We start from the raw sequence: 20,253 nt of genomic DNA on the forward strand, positions 1-20,253 counted from the left end.
TACCTCATTCATTAATGAGGATTTAGTCTGACTCTACGGGTAGCTGACGTAATGCTTCAGCAGCATTTTCAACACTCTCCACTGGGCTATCTTTTATAATATTCCCATCTTTCAACACCACCGTCCTTGAGCTAAAAAGTGCGATATCTGGCTCATGGGTTACAAAGGCTATTGTTTTCCCCCTTGAGTTAAGATCTTGGAAAAGCGCCATAATCTCGTAAGAAGTCCGTGTATCTAAGTTTCCAGTAGCTTCATCGGCGAGGACTACTACAGGATCGTTCACTAAAGCCCTTGCAATAGCGACCCTCTGCTGCTGCCCTCCAGAAAGTTGGCTTGGCGTGTGATCCATCCTGTCTTTCAGCCCAACCATTTCCAATGCATTTTCCGAGCGCTCTTGTCTTTCTTTTGAAGAAATAGCTCCATTGTACATAAGCGGAAGCTCTACATTTTCTAGCGCAGTAGTTCGGGGTAAAAGGTTGTAAGACTGAAAAATAAACCCTATTTTCTCATTTCGGAGCTTAGCCAGTGCATTTTTGCTTAACTCTTTAATCGGGACTCCATCAAGTTCGTAAATCCCCTTTGTAGGTTTATCAAGGCAGCCTAAAATATTGAGCAAGGTAGATTTCCCCGACCCGCTAGTTCCCATTATGGTCACAAATTCACCCTTGTCTATGGAAAATGAAATGCCTTTCAATGCTCTCACCATTTCGGTCCCCATTACAAATTCCCTTTTCAGGTCTTGTATATCAATGATCTTTTTTTCCATTTCTTAAATGTTAAAGTTCTAAGTCTAGCTTCTACTCCCTTTATTTTTTCTTACCACGTCCGGGAGGTTTTTGCATAAATGGACTACTTCCTGCCTCTCCGCTTTCCCCACTACCAGTTATCACCTTCATCGAACTCACTACTTCGTCCCCCTCTTTTAGCCCACTCACTACTTGATACAATACACCGTCATCTTTTCCTGTCACTATAGGAACAGGAGAAATTTCATTTCCTTTCTTCACCCAAACCATTTCCCCTTCGGGTTTTTCTGGCTTTGAATCAAAAGCTACGTTATTTACCTCCACCCTTGGCGGCCTACCTTCTCCTTCTTTTTCTAACTGTGCCATATAGAGTCCCATAGTTGCTTCATCTGGCTCAAAACGCAAGGCTTGAGCCTGAAGCGTTAGTACATTTTCCATTTCCAAGGTATAAATAGAAATACTTGCCGTTAGCCCAGGCATCAATTTTCCATCGGGGTTATCTGCTTTGATAATGACGGTATATGTCACCACATTTGACTCAACTACCGCTTCCAAACGGATTTGGGTCACCGTTCCCTCAAACTCTTCGCCTGGGTAAGCATCTACGGTAAACACTACCCTTTGCCCCTCTTTTACTCCTCCAATATCAGCTTCATCCACATCTGCTTCCACTTGCATTTGCTGCAGGTCTTGAGCAATGGTGAACAAAGTAGGCGTACTGTAACTAGCAGCTACTGTTTGTCCTACATCCACCGATCTGGACAATACGACACCCTCAATTGGGGAGTAAATATTGGCATAGCTTAGGTTGGTCTTTGTTCTTTCCAATTCAGAGCTTCGCTGCTCCACCACGCTTTTTGCATTCACCAATTTGTAAAGCGCTTCCTCATAATCTGTATCACTTACCATCTTGCTGTTGAACAGCTTTTCTATCCTGTCAAATGATTTTTGCTGGAAATCTCTCTCATTCAAAGCCGAAGCCATGTTTGCATTGGCTTCCCTAAGTGCCGCTTTCAAATTGGTTTTATCAAGCTCAGCAAGTAGTTGATTTGCTTTTACTTTCGAGTTATAATCCACGTAAATCTTTTCGATCACCCCCGAAACTTGGGTGCCTACTTCCACTTGGGTAATGGGTTCGATAGTCCCAGTTGCAGTTACCACTTGTCTGATCATTCCTCTCGAAACCTTTGTGGTCTCCACTTTAATTTCGCTAGACTTTTCGCTGAAGAAGAAAAATTTAACAGCGAACCCGATAGCTATTACTATAGAGCCGTATATCACTATTTTTTTCATGAGTTTACTATTTGTTATAGAAAGACTAAAAGAACAGCCTGCAACGACTTTAGGAACAAGCACGAACCCAAAGCCGAAGCAAGTTGTACTGGTTTATAATTTGATAGGATTTCCTTGGTAGAATTGAAGGAGCTGGTAATAGAGCATAAGTGTATATTTTGTTTGTGTGAAGTTTTGTTGAGCGGTCAGGTACTGGTTTTGACTAACCAGTAAGTCCACCGTATTCAGGATTCCCACGTTAAATTGTTGTTTGGTTAAGTTGTAGGCTGTTTCAGCAGCTTCTAACTGCACTTTTGCAGAGTGCATTTCACTTTGTGAGGCTATTGCGCTTTGGTAGGCATTTTCAACTTTCTGGTACAAAGCTTTTTTAGTGGCTATCATATCTAACCGTGCCGATTCTTTCGAAAGCTGAGCTGTGCTTACGCTTGTTTTAGTTTGAAGTTTATTAAAAATTGGTATACTCAACGTCACCCCAACCCTTTGGTTAAAGTTGTTATCAAGTTGCTCGGAGAAATTGTAGCGTTGGGTGCTGGTAAATCCTGAAGAAAGCCCAGCATTTAATGATAGAGTAGGCAAATAACCTGCTTTAGCTATTTTCCAATCGAGCTCTACTACGCTCTTTTGCAACTCACCTGCTTTTATCTCAGGCATAATGTCTAGTGCAGCTTGGTACACATCCATCTTTTCTGGAAGCAAAACAGCATATTCCTCTTCAAAAGTTGGGATGAAAATCTCAAAGTCTTGTTCAGGCTCTAGTTCCAAGAGTTGCTTTAGCGTAAGTACTTGTTGGTTATAAGAATTGACTGTAGAGGTGTAGGTAAATTCATCGCTTGCGTATTGCGATTTGATATCTGCAAGCTCTTTTATCGCTACTGAACCAGCTTCATAAAGTGCTTGTGTTTGTTCTACTTGCTTTTCCGAAGCTTCTAAGTTGGCCTCTGCAATAGATACTCCTTCCTTGTAATAGATTGCCATCAAATATGCTTGAGTAACATCTAGTACAATACTATTTTCAGCCTCCTCCACGTACAAAGAGTTTTGGTCCAACAACAAATTATTTTGCTGGATGGAATAATTCAACTGATTTCCCGCATACAAAGTCATTTGCGCATTTAACCCTAAACTTGTGGAGTGGATTTCTTGGGATAAAAACTCGCTAGTGATTGGGTCGATACTTGTTCCTCTAGTGAGAGATTGAGAACCCGATGCATTTAGGCTTGGAAGTTTAGACGCCTTTGCTTGCTCATACCTCAATTCTGAAGTCTGCTTGTTTAAGTTTGCCTGTTTTACAGTAATGTTGTTTTCCAACGCATAATTTATGCAGCCTTCCAAGTCCCATTTTTGTGGAGGAGTCGCTTGTTGCGAACTTGCTTGGTGGATGCCAAACAAGATAAATATCAAAACGAGATAATATTTTATGTGCTCTTTTATCATTGCCATTCAGATTATTTTAAGGCTAAGTAAGAGGCAATTCGCTGTTTTATAAAACGAGTATAGACGTTCTGGCAAGTTTCATAGAAGAACACCCCGATTTTAAGGATGGCGGTTTTTGAAAGTACCGATGAAATGGAGGAGTTTTATCGATAAATGGGAGAGGAAATCTAGCTCTTCATCAATTGCTTTAACCTACCTTGGTAGGCTTGCCAGTAATTCCTTTTAGTCTTTTCACTTAAAAATGATGCATTTACTAGCTTTTCTACAGATTCAGATTTTGCCAGCATTGCCGACAATATTCCATCAAAAACTTTTTCCGCAATTCCTGCCTTCTCGGCGAGTACTCCGAATTGGTAGCTAATTTTTCCTTGTGGCAAACTTTTGGGCAGTAGCCCTTCTTCCAAGGCAAAATCCTTATCTTCTATGTGTATTCGGCTATTCAATAGATCATACGCTGGACTTAATCGGTAGTCGCCCATTGGAGTTTCAAGCAAGGAGAAGTTTTTAACATGGGCATCTCCGTTGGAAAAGAGGTAATTAAACAGCAACAATTTCAAGAGCTTAGGAGCTTCCAATTTGTAAGCTGGCACGTATTGCTGCATCAGGTCAAGAAACTCTAAATAATTCCCTTCGTACTTATAATGCTCCCCATGAGACTGGGGAGTTCTTCCAGCAAGAGAGGCAAAATCTTCTTGGGCTAATTTTGATCCATCTTCATTTCTATCAAAGCGTTTTGTAATGTAAGCAGGTTCACCATTTTGGAAAAACACCAAGGCATTTTCAGCCGTTTCGATCCCATAAACCTGACGAGCTATTTGCATAGTAAGATGTTCGTTCGCTGGCATTTGCTCAGCTCTAGTACCTACACTTGGAATGGGTTTCAATATATAACTCCCCTGTTCACCTTCATTGGCTATCCTCAACTTGTTCTTTTCAAGCAGCACCGAAAACTTTTCCTGAACTCCTGAAATAGAAATACGAGCTCGGCTATCCTCAAATAGCTCACTAGCACTTGAAGTGGATGTAGGCGAATCGTAGGGCAACACATGATACACCTTTTTACCTTTAAAGACTTTTTTCAGGCATGTTGGGCTGTAAGTATTAAAACCTTTAGCCAAAGTTCCAGGACAATAATTTATTTCAGGAATACTCATCAGTTTTCAATTTTAACTACCCTCACCGCACCAATACTATCATTTTTGGCTGTGATCATCAGGATACCAAAATAATCATCTTGATCTATTCGATTATGCTTGCAAACTACTTGCTTATTTGAGCCTTCGGGAAGCATGCTATAAAAAAATGGGAAGAGAAATACGGAACTATGCTCTTGTTTGGTCTTAGGCAAAGTTGGGCTTATGCTCAACTTTTCGCTGGAAGCCAACCAAGCATCGTGGTAGCGAAAGGTAAACGAACCATCGTTATGCTGGGTCAATATTCCAGCTTCTTCATCTTTATATAAGATTTTTGCCTGTCTCATTTGTTGCGAGGTACATTTTTAAGTTGTAAGCCAATTTCCAACCCCAGTACATCAGCTAACTTTTGTAAGGTCTGTAGCGTAGGGTTTCCCTTTCCACTTTCAAACTGCTTTAAAGTTCTCAAACCCACACCAGAAAGCTCAGCTAAGGTTTCTTGGGTCACCTGCATCATTTCTCTGCGATCTTTTATAGCCTTTACCAATTCTTCAAAGTGCATTAGATTGCTCTTTTTTGTTTGTAAATATATTCCATTTATAAAAATACGACTTAAAGTGCTGTGTAATACACTTTAAGTCGTATTTTACATACACCCTGATTATTTATATGTAAAATAGTGCAATTAATTGCGCTTTCAATAAGCAATTATAAAAAGTTTAGTTATTACCGTTGTGTGAATTCAAAATATATTCACCTGCCCACAGGAACTAATTTCGCTGAAATTCAGTAGTGTTTTTTTAACATAGTTTATTACCCACTTATTTGTGTTATGGAAAAGCAAAAACACTACTTAGCTGCTATCGGGGCTTTTGTTTTGTGGGGCTTATTTGCCATCCCCTTACGAACCTTGCAAGGTTACTCATCAGGAGAGATTCTCTATTTTAGGATTCTCTTTTCAGGTATTTTCCTTTCTGTCATTATGCTGGGTTTTAAAAAAGCATCGCTTAGGCAAGACTGGAAATATTTTAAAAGTCTTCAGAAAAAGCAACAGAAGAATGTAATATGGCTCACGTTGCTAGGTGGTCTGTTGCTCACGGTCAACTGGTTGGTTTTTATTCATATCGTGAACAATATCAATGTAAAAACAGCCTCCTTCACTTATCTGATGTGCCCGGTGATCACCGCAGTATTGGGTTATGTGCTGCTGAAAGAAAAGCTGAGCAAGTTGCAATGGGTAGCGGTTGTTCTTTGCGGTCTTAGCTGTGGGCTTATTGGGCTGAGTTCTTTTACCGAACTAGGTTTTAGCTTTATCACGGCAGTTTCCTATGCGCTTTACCTTATTTCCCAAAGGAAAAACCAAGGCTTTGACCGCCTGACGATGTTGACTATCCAAGTATTTTTCTCATTGGCAATGTTGACGCTGAGCTTCAGCTTTTTGGTAGAAACCACGCCTGTTTCCCTGCAGTTTTATGGAACTATTTCGGCTATAGCTTTACTGTTCACTATTTTGCCTTTATTCCTGAATTTATATGCTCTTAATAAGGTAAATTCGACTACAGTAGGGATTTTGTTGTACATCAACCCTCTCATGAATTTTGTGTTGGCCTTCACCCTTTTCGATGAGCACATGGATTTTATTCAGCTATTGGGATATTCCACCATATTCGTTGGCTTGTTCCTATTCAACTTTAAGAATATCAAAAAACTACAAGGTAAGCTTGTGCGAGCGAAGTAAGTGAAAATAGAAAAGCCCAAGAACTAAAAACATCCTTTGAAGATAACTGCTTCAAAGGATGTTTTTAGTTTAGAAAACCACTTTACATCAAGGTGTATATTTCTCGACCTCCACGGCGTAGATTTGGCTACTTCCTTCAAAATTTGCCCTAAAAATGATCCATTTCCCATCGGGCGAAAAATGTACATTGGGCTCTAGGTCGTAATTATGATGCTTCATGTTCACCAGTTTTTCTGAGCGCAAACTATCCCCTTCGGGGTGGAATAAGTATAGCCACATGCCATCTTCGGCTTTGGCAACTTGGGAAGGGTCTCCTCCGTCGCCTACAAATATTTTCTGGTCAGGAGAAATGTTGAAATGGATGGACCATTCATCTCGCTTCATCGCATACTTTTTCTCTTCGCCAGTTTGGACATCGGCACCTGCCAAATAAAAAGTCTCACCTCGGGGGATCTGCAAATCGAACCAAATGGTTTTCCCATCTCGGCTGAAAAACTCATGCCCTGCTATTTCCCTATGCACCGTGCGTTTATGCATCAGCATGGGCTCTTCTTCTTGGATATCCATTCGCCAGACCCTGTCCACATAATGCCAAGGTCCTTCATGGCAAAACATGAGCATATTAGGATCAGTGGATGAAAACTGAACATGGTTCAGCCAAGCCGTATCGCTGTGCACCAAGGAAATCTCTTGGGTATCAATGTCGAGTGTAAAAATTGTATGTGGCAACTTTGCCTCGTAAATCAAACGAAAGAAATCTCCTTTTTTAGGGTTGTTTTTCAGGATGTCTCTCTTTTCCGGTACACTGAAAACCCCTGCAAGCAATTGTTCATCGGAGTTGAGCGTGGTGATTCCTGCCTGCGTCAGGCTATCGGGGAATACATAGATCACCCGCGATTGTGCATTGTCGATGTTAGTAGCAAAAATGGTATCGCTACTTTGGTAAATGACTTCCCGCCGGTTTTTGGCAACAATTTCCCCAAAAATGGAAGCTGGGTGATGGGTGATTTGTTTTATGTCAAGGGTTTTGAGGTTAAGGGTAAAAAGTTGTTTGATCTCCTTTCCTTTGTAAACTTTGTCCGATTCCCTTTTTTGCTCACTGCCATAAAATACCATCAAATCGCCCTCATCGCCTTGGGCGGGGATAAAAGGATTATTATGGAAATAAAAACTGCGATTATCGGCACCCGATCGGGTGAGTCTGAACAGGCGATGCCCCGTGTCTTTATCGATCCATTCTGCAACTGGCATAGGTTTTTGCTCACCAGTTTCTAATTTAAAAGGAAATTGTTTTTCATTAGAAGAGGAGGAACAAGAAAAAAATAGAGGGGAAATAAACAGAAGGCCGCCCATGGTCTTTAGGAGAAGGGCAAGCCATTTTCGAGATAGGCTTTTCATTATCAAATAGTTGTTTTGGTGAAATTAACTGGGTATTTATCAATTCCAATGTACCAAAATATTGGGGGAAAAGTAAATGGAGTTAAATAAAATTAAGGGAGATCTCATTCTTGAAAACAAACCCATTCCCAGCTTCTGCCTATTCCTCATATACCAACCAATCATCAAAATGATTATTCATGTCGGTATCCAAAATGTAATAGCCATACCTGCCCGATTCATCTTCAGGTGCCGCTCCTTGAACTAACCGATACAAACCAATTTGAGTTTTTATGCAGGGGGTGTGATAGAAATGATGCTTAAAAACAAACTCTTGTTTCTCAAATCGCAGCTCAATTTCACTTAGGGGATATCCTTCTTCAGGGTTTTCTTCCAAGCAGTTCTCAATCGCTACTTTGCATGATTTTATTGCATGGCCAATCAGATCATGCTTTTCGGAAAATTCCGTGAGACAAAGAGCTATATCTTTAATATTCATTTCTAACCTTAAAACAAGTAACCTGAAACCTGTAACCTACTCCCCTCCGAACATCTCCAATAGCATACTGATATCCGTATCGTTGAGGGTTGGCAGTTTGTTCCAGAGCCATTGCACTTGCTTTTCGGTAAAGGGTTGGCTTGCTATAAGCCTTTCCACTTTCTCTTTTAGCTCGGGGTACTTGCCTCCCGTTTTTGCCACCTCTTTCGCCTTGGAAGTGATCACCAAAGGGGAGAACACATAGGCATAGATCATCACCGCTTGAGATAGGTTGATGGACGGATATTGGGTGTACAGCGGAATGGAAGAAACCACATCACAAAGCTTTAGGTCGTCTTCGGTAAGTCCGTTTTCCTCACTTCCAAAAACAAGTCCTATGTTCTCTGCGCTGTGTTTTTTATCTTTGAGCATGAGTAATACACCATCGGCAGAATGCATTTTTGCCTTGGCTTTCCGAACGCGTTTGGCAGATGTGGCCACTACAAAATCCATATCCTTCACCGCCGCCTCTACCGTATCAAATACTTCTACCTCTTCCAATACATCCGTAGAACCATGAGCTTGCCACATAGCCTTGTCACTCAGGTGGTTTTGGCTATTCACCACCCGCATATTCCGAAAGCCCATAGCTTTCATTGCCCTTGCCGCCGAGCCCACGTTTTCTGGTACTGCCGGCTCTACTAATATAAAATGAAGTTCCATGGTTAGAAGGCTTTGGGTTTAATACTTTACAAACTAGCGTCTTTATGGTCTATTAGGTTCTGTTCTGACTGTTGCTGGTTGCTTGGTTCTAGTTACTGGTTGAATGATGATCCGTTGCGATTTTCATTCGCCACTACAAAAATTAGTAACGAGAAACCAGTAACTAGCAACGCCACTCTCTTTTTAGCTAACAGTCAGTCCACACTGATTTTTATCTAAAATTTCAAACTGACTATGCGTACTCGTCCGTATCCAGTGCTTCTAGCACATCGGCCAGTGCATCAAAATCGTTGACTCCCGTTTTTATCTCTTCGCTGCCCGTGAGCACCAAGCCTTTGGGTGAAAAAGTGTCAAGTACTTCATGTACATTCTCAACATTGATTGCGCCTTTCAGCCAAACAGAATACTTTTCAGACAATCCTGCTAGCCAGCCTTCTTCTGCTCCAGAAGGTATTTCTTTTAGCTCCAAGATGAAGAAGGCTACTTCGCTTTCATATTTTGCCAGCAATTCTTCCACTTCGGCAGGGCGTTCTAGCACCTCTTCCAGCTTCAAAATAATGGGCGTTCCCAAGGCTTTCAATTGCTCCACCTCTGCCGAGGTTGTAGCTTCTATATAATCTAGTTTGTACTCTCCTAACTTTTCCACATCTACTGATGTGATTTCCCCTACATATTTCACCCCGGCCAACCAGCCTACTATTTCTGTGAAGTTTTCAGATGGGATATAGCCTTCCATCCCTTCGCTTACTGGTATTCCTATCATATCCACACCCATGCCGGCGCAGTACCTTGCATCGTGCAAATTCCCGACTTTGCTCACTTTCACACTTGTCTTTAATGCCATCGTTATCTCGTTTTTAGCTCTTAAAAAATCTGACCTAGCAAAGGTAAGTTTTAGAAGGGAAGAAAGCAGGGGGCTGGCTGGGAAAAATAGTTTGTCATTTTTTTTTATTTAACAATATCCGTAGCCTTCTAAAAAGGCAAATGATTTTTTTATCCAAGTTAGATTCTTTTTTATTTTTAATTAGTCTAAATAAATATATACTTTTGCAAGACTAATACTCAATACTCTAAAATAAATGAAACAAACTTACTATCTAACCAGTCTGATTTTTTACTTCTGCTGCACTCACACTATTACCGCTCAGCAACAAACTATGAGCGGTAAGGTATTAGAAATTGAATCAAAGATACCAATACCTGTAGTCAGTGTAGTAGACCTAAGAACAGGCAAATGGATACTAACTGATGAAGAAGGAAATTTTACACTAAACGTTTTCCCTCAAAATTTTGAACTACATTTTAAAATTTTGGGAAAGCAAGAATTGGTACTTACCAACCAAGAAGTGGATTCGCTCATTGGTCTTACTGTTTATTTAAAGAACAAAGATTTAAGGTTAGATGAAGTCACAGTAGTGGCAGATAAAAACAGTGGGAATATAGGTTCTGCTGTTACTCTTGATAAATATGCAATCAATCAATTCCAGTCATTTAGTTTGACTGAGGTACTTCAGCAACTCCCTGGGCAAACCATTACCCCTCCATCTCTCAATAGTACAAACATACTCAATCTTAGAACTGCAATTAGTAGTAATAGCAATGCTTTTGGAGTCTCCTATATCATTGACGATATGCAGGTTTCCAATGATGAAAATATGCAATATTATCATTCTACTGCTCTTTCGCCCAATCAAAATATTTCTACTGGGCTCGATTTAAGGACAATTCCTGCTAGCACTATTGAGAAAGTAGAGGTAATTGCAGGTATTCCTGATGCAAAATATGGGAACTTAACAACAGGGGTAATAAAAATAGATAAAAAGGCGGGAGTGTCCCCACTAACGGCATCAGTCAATCTAAGGCAAGGTACATCTTCTGTTAGCCTTAACAAAGGATTCAAGTTGAGTGAAAAACTGGGAAACTTAAACATCTCTTTGGATTATTTAAATGCTAATTTAGATCCTACTAACAGTTTAAAATCTTATAATAGAATTACATTAAGCAATATATGGAGTACACACAATAAGGCAAAAACGCTTAAAAACACCTTTTCAATAACACTATCCAAAAATCTGGATGATATTAAATACGATAAAGACAACGATGACGGAGGGCAGGAAGCCCAGTACAAAAAAGACAATAGTATTAGGATAAATAATCGAGCCAATTGGGCAATCGAATCGAAGTTTGTTGATCAGGCCAGTTTTCAAATTGGAGGCTCTTATGCTGCTCAAGAGTCTTATAGGCAGTCATTTATAAATAGTGGAGGAAAACTTGTTCCTGTAAGTTTAGAAACCGCACTCACCTCAGCAATCTATACACCTACTGCTTACCTTCAAATTGCACAGGTATTTGGCAAGCCTATTAATGCCAATTCAAGACTGGAACTTGCAAAAAACATAATAGGTAATTCTATAGATCACAAAATGTCACTAGGAATGAATGTCTCGTACAGTGACAATCTTGGGCAAGGAAAAATATATGATCCTGCACATGCTCATGCCCAAGTTTCTCTTTCAAATAATAGTAGCCCAACCTCATTTGGCATAGGTATCAGAGCCCTTGATTATGAGAAATATGTAAAACCTCAAGTGAACTTAGGTGCCTATTTTCAGGATAATATGAGCATACACTTCGCAAATGGAAAGCTGCTGAGAGCCAACATTGGGATTCGTTACAACCACCAAGTAGGGTTCTCTAGTTTTGCACCAAGGGTTAATATGTCCTGTGAAGTATCTACCAATGCAAAAATTCGAGGAGGCATTGGGTTAGCGCATAAATCACCTTCTTTTCCACAGCTGTATCCAGGCAATAAATACATAGATGTTTTATTAGCAGATTACAGAACCAACTATTACTCCTTCAACCTTGTACAAACCTATGTTAAAACGATTGAAAAAGTTGACCTCCGTCCCTATAAGATTTGGAAATACGAAATTGGAACAGACATAAACACCAAAGTAGGTAAGTTGGCGGTGACTGGTTTCCTCAATAAAACCTCTGGAGCGATAACCTCCGAAAAAATTAGAGAACTAGTCGATTTACCGGAACTAGCATTTACATTCACTGACGACCAGACCCCGCCCACCTATACAATAACAGGCTATACTCCTTTTATTCTCTCTTATAATCTGTCCAAAAATGCAAAGTATACCACTGATAAAGGAATTGAGTTTTATTTTAATTTTAAAAAGATAAAAGCAATAAATACTTCATTTAGTCTCAATGGAATGTATGTATATACTAAAGAATATAGTACTATACCTTATATTGATGAGACCTCAAATCCATTAGAAACAGAATATCTTTTCGGGTATTATGAACATATCCCTACTATCTCCGATAAACTAAGCCTTAGGCTAACAATTACCCATCATATACCTTCTATTGCCTTATTAATCTCACTTACAGCCGAACAATTTACACGAACGGGCTCATACGCCAGCTTTAGGAGTATGTATCCTTATGCATACATGAATAGCCAACTAGAATATTTTCCTATCGAAGAAGGCGATAGGAATAACAGCGAATATACAGAGCTTTTCCTTTCTCCCAGTTCCAGTGAAGATAATATCACACCAGCTTATCACAACTTTCATTTAAGAATTACCAAAGAGATGCAGAACGGGCTAAACATGTCGTTCTATTGCACTAATTTCTTGAATTACCTCCCCGAAATAACTTCGTCAAATGGATCTATGGATGAAAAAAATAGTGACGTGTCGTTCGGAGCTAAAATCAAATATACATTCAAATCAATTTAATAAAACCACCATGAAAAAAGTTACACTTATTTCTTTCATAGCTTCTCTTCTTTTAGTGACAAGCTGTCACGAAGAAGATTTTATCACTCCAGTGTCTCATACCGTTGCTGTTACTTTCGATGAAGCCTATGGCTCACTTACTTCAGAAGCTGCAGAATTAACATTGAATAATTTAGAAGATGGAAAGACGTATACTGCCACCACAGATGTTTCTGGTATGGCGATCGTGCAGATAGTTCCAGGAACATATAACATTACCGCAACCTTGCAGATGACAGCGGAAGAATACGAAACATTTTCAGGACAAAAAGTGGATACCGATGTGGCTTTTAATGCGTCATTGAGCAACGTTGTGATTAACGAGGCATCTAATGAAAATTCCGAGCTTGTATTGGTTACTGGCCGAATAGGCAATATCATTTTCAAGCAAATCTATTATACAGGTTCCGATACAAAGTTAGGGGCAAGCTATAGGGATCAGTTTTTTGAGGTGTACAACAATTCTAATGAAATTATTTACCTTGATGGGTTGTGTTTTGCCCAAATCAAAGGAACAACTTCAACTCCCTCTACATTGAAAGATTACCATCAGTCAAATGGGCAATACGATTGGAGCCAATCTATAGGTCAAGCAAAAGGAAGCAGCTCCAATACTGATTATATCTATGCCGATGAAGTATTGAGAATACCGGGTACGGGCGAGCAATACCCTCTTGCTCCTGGAGAAGGGGCTATTGTGGCTGGTACTGCTGTGAACCACAAAGCTCCTCTTACAGCAGTAGATAGCAAAGGAGAAACCGTTACGTATGAAGTTCCTGAGCCGGACAGGACTATTGACCTCAGTAATGCCCCCTTTGAAGCATATTACAGAGAATACCAAGAGGCGCAAGGAAAAAAATACTTGGCTTCAGATATTGATAATCCCAACGCAGTTAATCTTGATATTGTATTTAAGAGTTTTACAGGGCAAGACTTAATTTTGGATCCGAATGGTAGGGATGCATTTGCCTTGTTTTACGCAGATAATGATTTGTTAAACTCATGGGATGCCCTTCCACTTCCTAGTGTGAGTGCCGATAAATATACAGAAACAACTGTGACTTTTCTCCAAATCCCTAATTCAGTAGTGATTGATGCGGTAGAAGTTCAATATGTTGATCCAGCAAAAAACAAACCCAAAAGACTTGCCGATGTTTTAGATGCTGGTGAAATTGCTAGTATCCAAGGCAGGTATTCATCTGAGTCAGTCATTAGAAAAGTATCCAATACAATTGGTGATAGAGTAATTTATGTAGACACTAACAATTCTTCAGAAGATTTTGAAGTATTGTCACACCCGCAAGTAACAAATGAATAAAATAATCAAACAGGTTACAAGAACTCTTCTTTTGGTCATGTTAACGAGTAGTTGGCTTTATGCCAAACCTATTTCAGATACCTTAAGGATAACTCCCAACCAGTTGTTTTTTCAAGATATCCTGTCCTCTTACCAGTCGGCAGGATATACTCTTTCTTTTATTCCTGTAAAAGATTACTCTTTTTCGAATCTATATTATAAAATAGAAAGGGGTTCACTTAAAAAAGGACAAGAGCCCCTTCAAGAACAACGAATTGGGATTAAATCTGACGGATTGCGTAGAAATGAGAAAGTAAATTATTTTGGAGGTTTCCATATTTACAAAACATATATAGACCAGGTGGCATGGAACCTTTCCTATCTTTCACTTGATGACGGAATGATAGACGACCCGCTCTATTTTGTCGTTTCTAAACCTGCAAGTTGGAACAATCAAACCTATGAATTCACTGGAGGAGTGGATTTTCCCCTCAACAAAAAAATCACAATTACGTTAGGCTCAGACCTCAATTATTCCAATAAATACAGAACGGAATATGACCCTCGTGCTTCTATTACTTATAACAATCTTCTATTTGAAGGAGTGGCTACTTATCACAGGCGGCATAATCACTTTAGTCTTGGGACAAGTTATGGGTATTCCCATGTCAGAAATAATATAGGGTTTTCAAATTTAGACAAAAACAGACCTTCCAATTATGATATATATGTGAAATGGATGATAGGGTATGGCAATTTGCAGAATCCAACGGGAAAAGGTACTAACAGAAAACGCAAACTTCACTCAGTTAGCTTGGGTTATAATTTCATAAAGGATGATCGACATTTGTTGATCAATACAGTTTACAGCAACGCTAAAAATATAACATATAACGCTGCTATTAGCAAAGAAGATGAAGATATCATGGGACGATATGCGTCAAATAGCCTCAGCTATAATCTAACATTCTTACGTTTTATTAACTCACATAAGACGGTGAAGATCGGGATAGATACGTATATTTTGAGCGGAAAGAATCATTTAAATACCAAAGGAGGAAAAACTTATGAAGCCTCTAAGCAAAAAATAATATTATCGAGCTCTGTAAATAAGTTACGCAAAGGGTTGAACCAAAGCTTTGGAGTGAGTTTTAATTTTTTAAATACTATTCAAAGAGATGCATTGTCTAGTACGACCGTACAACTAACTCGACTACATGCAGAGTTATACGCTCAAAAAGAATTTAAGCCTTTTGCAAAAGTGATTTGCTTGCCTTCTCTCACATTTGGTTACCAACAGAATATTCAGAACAAATTAGTAGATGGAAACGATGGCTATTTGAAAACCATTGAAGATGACGATTATGCAGGGCTTTCACTTAAGGATTTTTATGATAATGTGGTATATCATGACCTCTACATAAATTCCCTCAACCCTATAACGGGTTCTCTTGGGTGCACCATTAGCTTTTTAAATAGCGAGACATTTAATACCTCAATTAAAATAGATGAATACGTTCAGGCTGCTTTTTCTGAAGAGCTATTTAGGTTTACGACAAACTTTTCCATTATTTTAGATTTTTAGAACAATGACATTGAAGAATACCCTTTTTTTACTTGCCATTTTTTTCTGGGCAATCTGTGCTTTCAGCTTCATACACACCCCTAAAGCAAGTAGCTATTCCATAGATGAATTGCGAAAATTATATAGTAGTGGAGATAACACTACTTGGCCCGAACCACTCCTCGATAGTGTAGTAATGCCATATTACCAAGAAATTGGGTCTTTGCCTGAAATGCAGTTTCCAATCAACAATCCTTTTAGCAAGGAGAAACTCAAACTTGGCAAAGCTCTTTTTTTTGACCCTAGGCTATCTAGCTCCAAGCAAATTGCCTGTGCATCTTGCCATGATTCTGAAATAGCATGGGGCGATGGCAGAAGATTTTCTTATGGGCATGATAGGCAGCTAGGCAAAAGAAATGCCATGACCTTGTTCAATATAGGTTACTATGACAGCTTATTTTGGGATGGAAGAGCTTCTTCATTAGAAGACCAGGTCCACTTCCCCCTTCAAGACTCGTTGGAAATGCAGTCCACTCCAGAAATTGCGGTCAAGCATCTCCAAGAAATAGAAGGGTACAAACCACTTTTCCAAGCTGCGTTTGGAGATACAAGCATCAACTTTGAAAAAATCAAAATGGCAATTGCTACTTTTGAGCGAAGTATCGTGAGTAGGAAAAGCAAGTTTGATCGCTTTATTGGAGGAGATAGCCTGCGGTTTACCGATCAAGAGGTTTGGGGACTGCACCTTTTTAGAACCAAAGCAAGGTGTGTAAACTGCCATCATTCTCCTTTGTTTGCCGATAATAAATTCCACAACACTGGCTTGTCGTATTATGGTAGAAAGTTTGAAGATCTTGGAAAATATAATGTGACCAATAATCCGTCTGATGTGGGCAAATTTAGGACTTCTTCTTTGAGGGAGATTGCTGTTAGCAAGCCATATATGCACAATGGATTGTTTCCTCATTTAGAAGGAGTGATTAATCTGTATAATGCAGGTATGCCTCATCCCAAAAGGAAACAACACCAATTAGACGACCCTTTATTTCCTACCACCACTGATCTAGTACAGGAACTGCACCTCGCTGACGAAGAACAAGAAGCACTAGAAGCTTTTCTCTTGACACTTTCTTCGAGGCAAGTACGGGAACGACCTCCTGCCTTTCCTCATTAACTACAACTTATAATTTACAGTTGAGATACAAGTAAAGAAAAATTGGAAAACTACATTGAGAAGTTGGAAATTGAGTATCCTATTCTGGTGAATAGAGACGAGGAGCAATGTGGAAAAAGTATGGCGTGGATGGCATCCCTCATTTTTTTATCATAGACCAAGAAGGGAAGATCAGCGATTATTGGAGGGGTTACCAAAAAGGTACGGTGGAAACGATTACCGAAGATCTTGACGGCGGAGTAGTACAGTAAAAGGATAGCTTTTTGCTATTTTATTATGAATACTTACTAAGCTCCTAGTCACAAGGTTTCATTTTTTTTCTTATCAAACCTCTGTTTTAACATAAATAAACATAGTGTTAAATTGTGTTATATGTTTAGTATAACTAATTATTTAGTTTATATTGCAGTGTAGTATTTAGTAAAAACAAACAAAACAATATTACAAATTTGGTTTAGCTCGAAATACTGTTTGTATTAATAATGTTAACGTTATCAATATTTAAAAACTCATGAAAATGTATAAACTCTCCATCATCGTTATCTTCTGCCTTATTGCAACGGTAGGAAAATCTCAGGATACACCCGCTCAAGAGCCAATTAAAGTCGTTGAATCATTCTTAGACAAAGTAGAAAAAAGTAAAACCATCAGCCATTCGAGTGACCAAGTTTGGTCAAGGATTGATGGGTTTGGTTTCGAAGACAATAATCATCATAAGGGAGACAGTAAATTTATGATAGTTCCTGATGATACTATTGGGGCTTATTGTTCATTTCATGCAACACATAAGTCTTTAAGTTATAAAAATAAAAAGCCAGTTGTATTAACCGGTAATTATAATGGGATCTCTATGTCAACAATTAACTACAATGATAGCACAGTCAACATCACAGACTTAAGTCAATATCCTTCTCAGAAGATATATATCACCACCTGGATGCTATATATGCATTCAGCAATGGATGTTTACAATATGATGAAAGAGAGCAGGGAGCTAGCTTACAAAAACTTATCATTTGTAAGCGACACAACTATTAATAATGAGAAGTGCGTGAGAGCTGTTCTTACTCAAAGAGACACTATTGTACAGGGAAAGCATTTGTTCAGTAAAAAAATCATTTCTATAAGCCCCACTACTTATTTGCCACGTCACACAATCACCATCAATCATACGGCAATGGGCAACCAAACTATAGAAACTTCACTGAGTAACTATAAACTCAATGAGCAGTTTGAAAGTGGAACATTTTCTTCAAATAATGTACCCGATGGATTTAGAAGGATTGATTACAGCCCTGTGAGATACGTCCCAACCTTAACGCCAGGTAAAGAAGCTCCTGGGTTTCAGTTATCCACTGTCCAAGGCGGTCCAGTTTCTCTGGCTTCCTATAAAGGAAAAGTTGTGCTCTTACAGTTTTCGGGGGTAAATTGTGGCTTTTGCCGAGCAGCAATTCCTGATCTCAATGACTTATATACAAAGTTTGATAAAAAACAGTTTGAGCTGCTGAGCGTGTACTCCGATGCAAGTAAAGCAAAATTGGAAAACTACATTGAGAAGTTGGAAATTGAGTATCCTATTCTAGTGAATGGTGAAGAGGAGCAAGAAAAGCAGGGGCTGTGGAAAAAGTATGGCGTGGATGGCATCCCTCATTTTTTTATCATAGACCAAGAAGGAAAGATCAGCGATTATTGGAGGGGTTACCAAAAAGGCACGGTGGAAACGATTACCGAAGAAATTGGGAAGATGTTGACGGCGGAGTAGAAAGTTGAGAATTTGTATCTTTCTAAAGAATCTATAGCCTTTCCAATTTTTGCGGAAAGGCTTTTTTTATTGCTTTCTCACCGAAATCCTTAGCTTCGCAGTTGAGAGCAATTTTATAAAATATATGAATGAAACTATTAATAGCATCCTAGAGGAAATACATCAGGAGGTATTGCCTTTTTTGGGGACTGGAAAGGTGGTGGACTATATCCCGATTTTGAACGAAGCTGATCCTAACAAGTTTGGGATGACCTTGATCTCCAATGACCGAAGGATTTATTCGGTAGGGAATGCGCAAGAATTATTTTCTATCCAAAGTGTTTCGAAAGTACTTACGCTTACCTTGGCCATGCAGCTTGGAGAAGAAAAACTGTGGAAGCGCGTAGGACGAGAGCCTTCGGGCAATCGGTTCAATTCTTTGGTGCAGTTGGAGCATGAAAATGGGAAACCTCGTAATCCATTTATCAATGCTGGGGCACTGGTGGTCACCGATATGCTCATTTCGGCACTGGACGATCCTAAGGCAGAAATTTTGGATTTTGTACGGAAGGTTTCCTGCAATTCTACTTTGGAATATAACTTCGAGATAGCCCAAGCTGAAAAGGAAATGGGCTTTACCAATGCGGCATTGGTTAACTTTATGAAGAGCTTTAAGAATATAGAGAACGATGTAGAAGAAGTGCTGGATACTTATTTTCATCATTGTTCAATTATGCTAAATACCGAAGATTTGGCTCGTAGTTTTATGATGCTTTCCAACCAAGGAAATATGAACTTTTGCAATGAGCAGATTATCAGCAAACGGCAGTCGAAACGGATTAATTCGATTATGGCGACTAGCGGTTTTTACGACCAGGCGGGGGAGTTTGCCTACCGTGTGGGGTTACCGGGCAAAAGTGGGGTTTCGGGGGCGATTGCGGCGGTGTATCCTGGGGACTTTAGCGTAGCGGTGTGGAGTCCAGAGCTAAACTCGAACGGAAACTCGGTATTAGGCATAGAGGCACTGGATAGACTCACTACGAAGCTTGAACTTTCTATTTATTAAGAGAAGTTGTCTAAAGTAAAACCTTTCGGCTACGAATGGTCTATTTTGTCCTATGCTTCTCCAATTTTTCCTTAAATAATCACAGAGAAAATGAATGAGAATTTTGAGATAAGAAATGCTACGGCAGCAGATGCGCCTTTGGTGTTGGACTACATAAAACGGTTGGCGAAGTATGAGAAAATGCTAGACGAGGTAGAAGCAACAGAAGAGCTGGTGATAAAGAATGTGTTCGAGAAAAAATATGCTGAGGTAGTAATTGCGGAATTGGATGGGAAGCCAGTGGGTTTTGCGTTATTTTTCCATAATTATTCCACGTTTGTAGGGAAGCCTGGGCTGTACCTCGAAGACGTTTTTGTAGATGTGGAGCACAGGGGCAAGGGTTTTGGAAAGAAACTGTTGGCACATTTGGCTCAGATAGCTATGGAAAGAGACTGCGGAAGGATGGAGTGGTCGGTACTGGATTGGAACGAGCCATCCATTAATTTTTACAAGTCACTGGGAACTGTTCCCATGGACGAATGGACGGTTTTCCGACTAGTGGGAGATTCCTTGAAAGACTTGGCTAAAGAATAATTTCAACGCCTGTGTTTAGATCATGTTTAAATTTTTGTGTAAACTGAAAATCAAGAGTTTATGGTTCTGGTTATATATTTCCAATTGAGTTTATCGGGATAAATGAATGCGGA

The 20,253-nt window shown here is 39.5% G+C and carries 19 protein-coding genes; 9 read left to right on the forward strand and 10 right to left on the reverse strand.

From position 1 onward, the window contains the following. Window positions 1–22: 22 nt before the first annotated feature. The 6 genes from R9C00_03705 to R9C00_03730 all read right to left on the reverse strand — a co-directional run bounded on the left by R9C00_03705 (window position 23) and on the right by R9C00_03730 (window position 5,168). Window positions 23–766 carry an ABC transporter ATP-binding protein gene (locus R9C00_03705; protein ID WPO36550.1) on the reverse strand — a complete coding sequence of 248 codons (744 nt, stop codon included), beginning with the start codon at window positions 764–766 and terminating at the stop codon, window positions 23–25. Between the two features lie 40 nt (window positions 767–806). Then, window positions 807–2,039, reverse strand: coding sequence for an efflux RND transporter periplasmic adaptor subunit (locus R9C00_03710; protein ID WPO36551.1), 1,233 nt, complete (start codon window positions 2,037–2,039; stop codon window positions 807–809). A gap of 93 nt (window positions 2,040–2,132) precedes the next feature. Further along, window positions 2,133–3,479 carry a TolC family protein gene (locus R9C00_03715; GenBank protein WPO36552.1) on the reverse strand — a complete coding sequence of 449 codons (1,347 nt, stop codon included), beginning with the start codon at window positions 3,477–3,479 and terminating at the stop codon, window positions 2,133–2,135. Between the two features lie 161 nt (window positions 3,480–3,640). Beyond that, window positions 3,641–4,627, reverse strand: coding sequence for a HipA domain-containing protein (locus tag R9C00_03720; GenBank protein ID WPO36553.1), 987 nt, complete (start codon window positions 4,625–4,627; stop codon window positions 3,641–3,643). Further along, window positions 4,627–4,953, reverse strand: coding sequence for a HipA N-terminal domain-containing protein (locus tag R9C00_03725; protein ID WPO36554.1), 327 nt, complete (start codon window positions 4,951–4,953; stop codon window positions 4,627–4,629). The genes R9C00_03720 and R9C00_03725 overlap by 1 nt, the downstream gene beginning before the upstream one ends. Further along, window positions 4,950–5,168, reverse strand: a complete 219-nt coding sequence (locus R9C00_03730; GenBank protein ID WPO36555.1) for a helix-turn-helix transcriptional regulator — start codon at window positions 5,166–5,168, stop codon at window positions 4,950–4,952. The genes R9C00_03725 and R9C00_03730 overlap by 4 nt, the downstream gene beginning before the upstream one ends. 270 nt (window positions 5,169–5,438) lie before the next feature. On the opposite strand from R9C00_03730, the gene R9C00_03735 reads away from it, so the two are divergent. Then, window positions 5,439–6,344: an EamA family transporter gene (locus tag R9C00_03735; protein WPO36556.1), complete on the forward strand. Its 906-nt coding sequence runs from the start codon at window positions 5,439–5,441 to the stop codon at window positions 6,342–6,344. An 87-nt stretch (window positions 6,345–6,431) separates the two neighbouring features. Here the strand turns inward: R9C00_03735 and R9C00_03740 are convergent, their stop codons facing one another. From R9C00_03740 to R9C00_03755, 4 genes are all read right to left on the reverse strand, one after another. After that, window positions 6,432–7,742, reverse strand: a complete 1,311-nt coding sequence (locus R9C00_03740; GenBank protein ID WPO36557.1) for an oligogalacturonate lyase family protein — start codon at window positions 7,740–7,742, stop codon at window positions 6,432–6,434. Window positions 7,743–7,881: 139 nt separating this feature from the next. After that, window positions 7,882–8,220: a hypothetical protein gene (locus R9C00_03745; protein ID WPO36558.1), complete on the reverse strand. Its 339-nt coding sequence runs from the start codon at window positions 8,218–8,220 to the stop codon at window positions 7,882–7,884. A 36-nt stretch (window positions 8,221–8,256) separates the two neighbouring features. Further along, window positions 8,257–8,922: a tRNA/rRNA methyltransferase gene (locus R9C00_03750; protein WPO36559.1), complete on the reverse strand. Its 666-nt coding sequence runs from the start codon at window positions 8,920–8,922 to the stop codon at window positions 8,257–8,259. A gap of 232 nt (window positions 8,923–9,154) precedes the next feature. Further along, window positions 9,155–9,766, reverse strand: coding sequence for a hypothetical protein (locus R9C00_03755; protein ID WPO36560.1), 612 nt, complete (start codon window positions 9,764–9,766; stop codon window positions 9,155–9,157). A 313-nt stretch (window positions 9,767–10,079) separates the two neighbouring features. On the opposite strand from R9C00_03755, the gene R9C00_03760 reads away from it, so the two are divergent. The 8 genes from R9C00_03760 (at window position 10,080) to R9C00_03795 (ending at window position 20,140) form a co-directional block, all read left to right on the forward strand. After that, the gene (locus R9C00_03760) at window positions 10,080–12,686 is read left to right on the forward strand and encodes a TonB-dependent receptor (GenBank protein ID WPO36561.1); all 2,607 of its coding nucleotides are present in this window, start codon (window positions 10,080–10,082) and stop codon (window positions 12,684–12,686) included. A gap of 10 nt (window positions 12,687–12,696) precedes the next feature. After that, window positions 12,697–14,043, forward strand: coding sequence for a DUF4876 domain-containing protein (locus R9C00_03765; protein ID WPO36562.1), 1,347 nt, complete (start codon window positions 12,697–12,699; stop codon window positions 14,041–14,043). Window positions 14,044–14,080: 37 nt separating this feature from the next. After that, window positions 14,081–15,607 carry a hypothetical protein gene (locus tag R9C00_03770; protein WPO36563.1) on the forward strand — a complete coding sequence of 509 codons (1,527 nt, stop codon included), beginning with the start codon at window positions 14,081–14,083 and terminating at the stop codon, window positions 15,605–15,607. 4 nt (window positions 15,608–15,611) lie between these two features. Next, complete coding sequence (locus R9C00_03775) at window positions 15,612–16,760, forward strand: cytochrome c peroxidase (GenBank protein WPO36564.1); 1,149 nt, start codon at window positions 15,612–15,614, stop codon at window positions 16,758–16,760. A 107-nt stretch (window positions 16,761–16,867) separates the two neighbouring features. After that, entirely contained in the window at window positions 16,868–17,011 is a 144-nt protein-coding gene (locus R9C00_03780; protein WPO36565.1) for a hypothetical protein, read from the forward strand. Between the two features lie 260 nt (window positions 17,012–17,271). Then, window positions 17,272–18,522, forward strand: coding sequence for a TlpA disulfide reductase family protein (locus R9C00_03785; protein WPO36566.1), 1,251 nt, complete (start codon window positions 17,272–17,274; stop codon window positions 18,520–18,522). A gap of 124 nt (window positions 18,523–18,646) precedes the next feature. Further along, on the forward strand, window positions 18,647–19,567 hold the full coding sequence (locus tag R9C00_03790; protein ID WPO36567.1) for a glutaminase: 921 nt from the start codon (window positions 18,647–18,649) through the stop codon (window positions 19,565–19,567). 90 nt (window positions 19,568–19,657) lie between these two features. Continuing rightward, the gene (locus tag R9C00_03795) at window positions 19,658–20,140 is read left to right on the forward strand and encodes a GNAT family N-acetyltransferase (protein WPO36568.1); all 483 of its coding nucleotides are present in this window, start codon (window positions 19,658–19,660) and stop codon (window positions 20,138–20,140) included. Window positions 20,141–20,253 lie beyond the last annotated feature (113 nt).

Source organism: Flammeovirgaceae bacterium SG7u.111, assembly GCA_034044135.1.
Taxonomy (GTDB): Bacteria; Bacteroidota; Bacteroidia; order Cytophagales; family Flammeovirgaceae.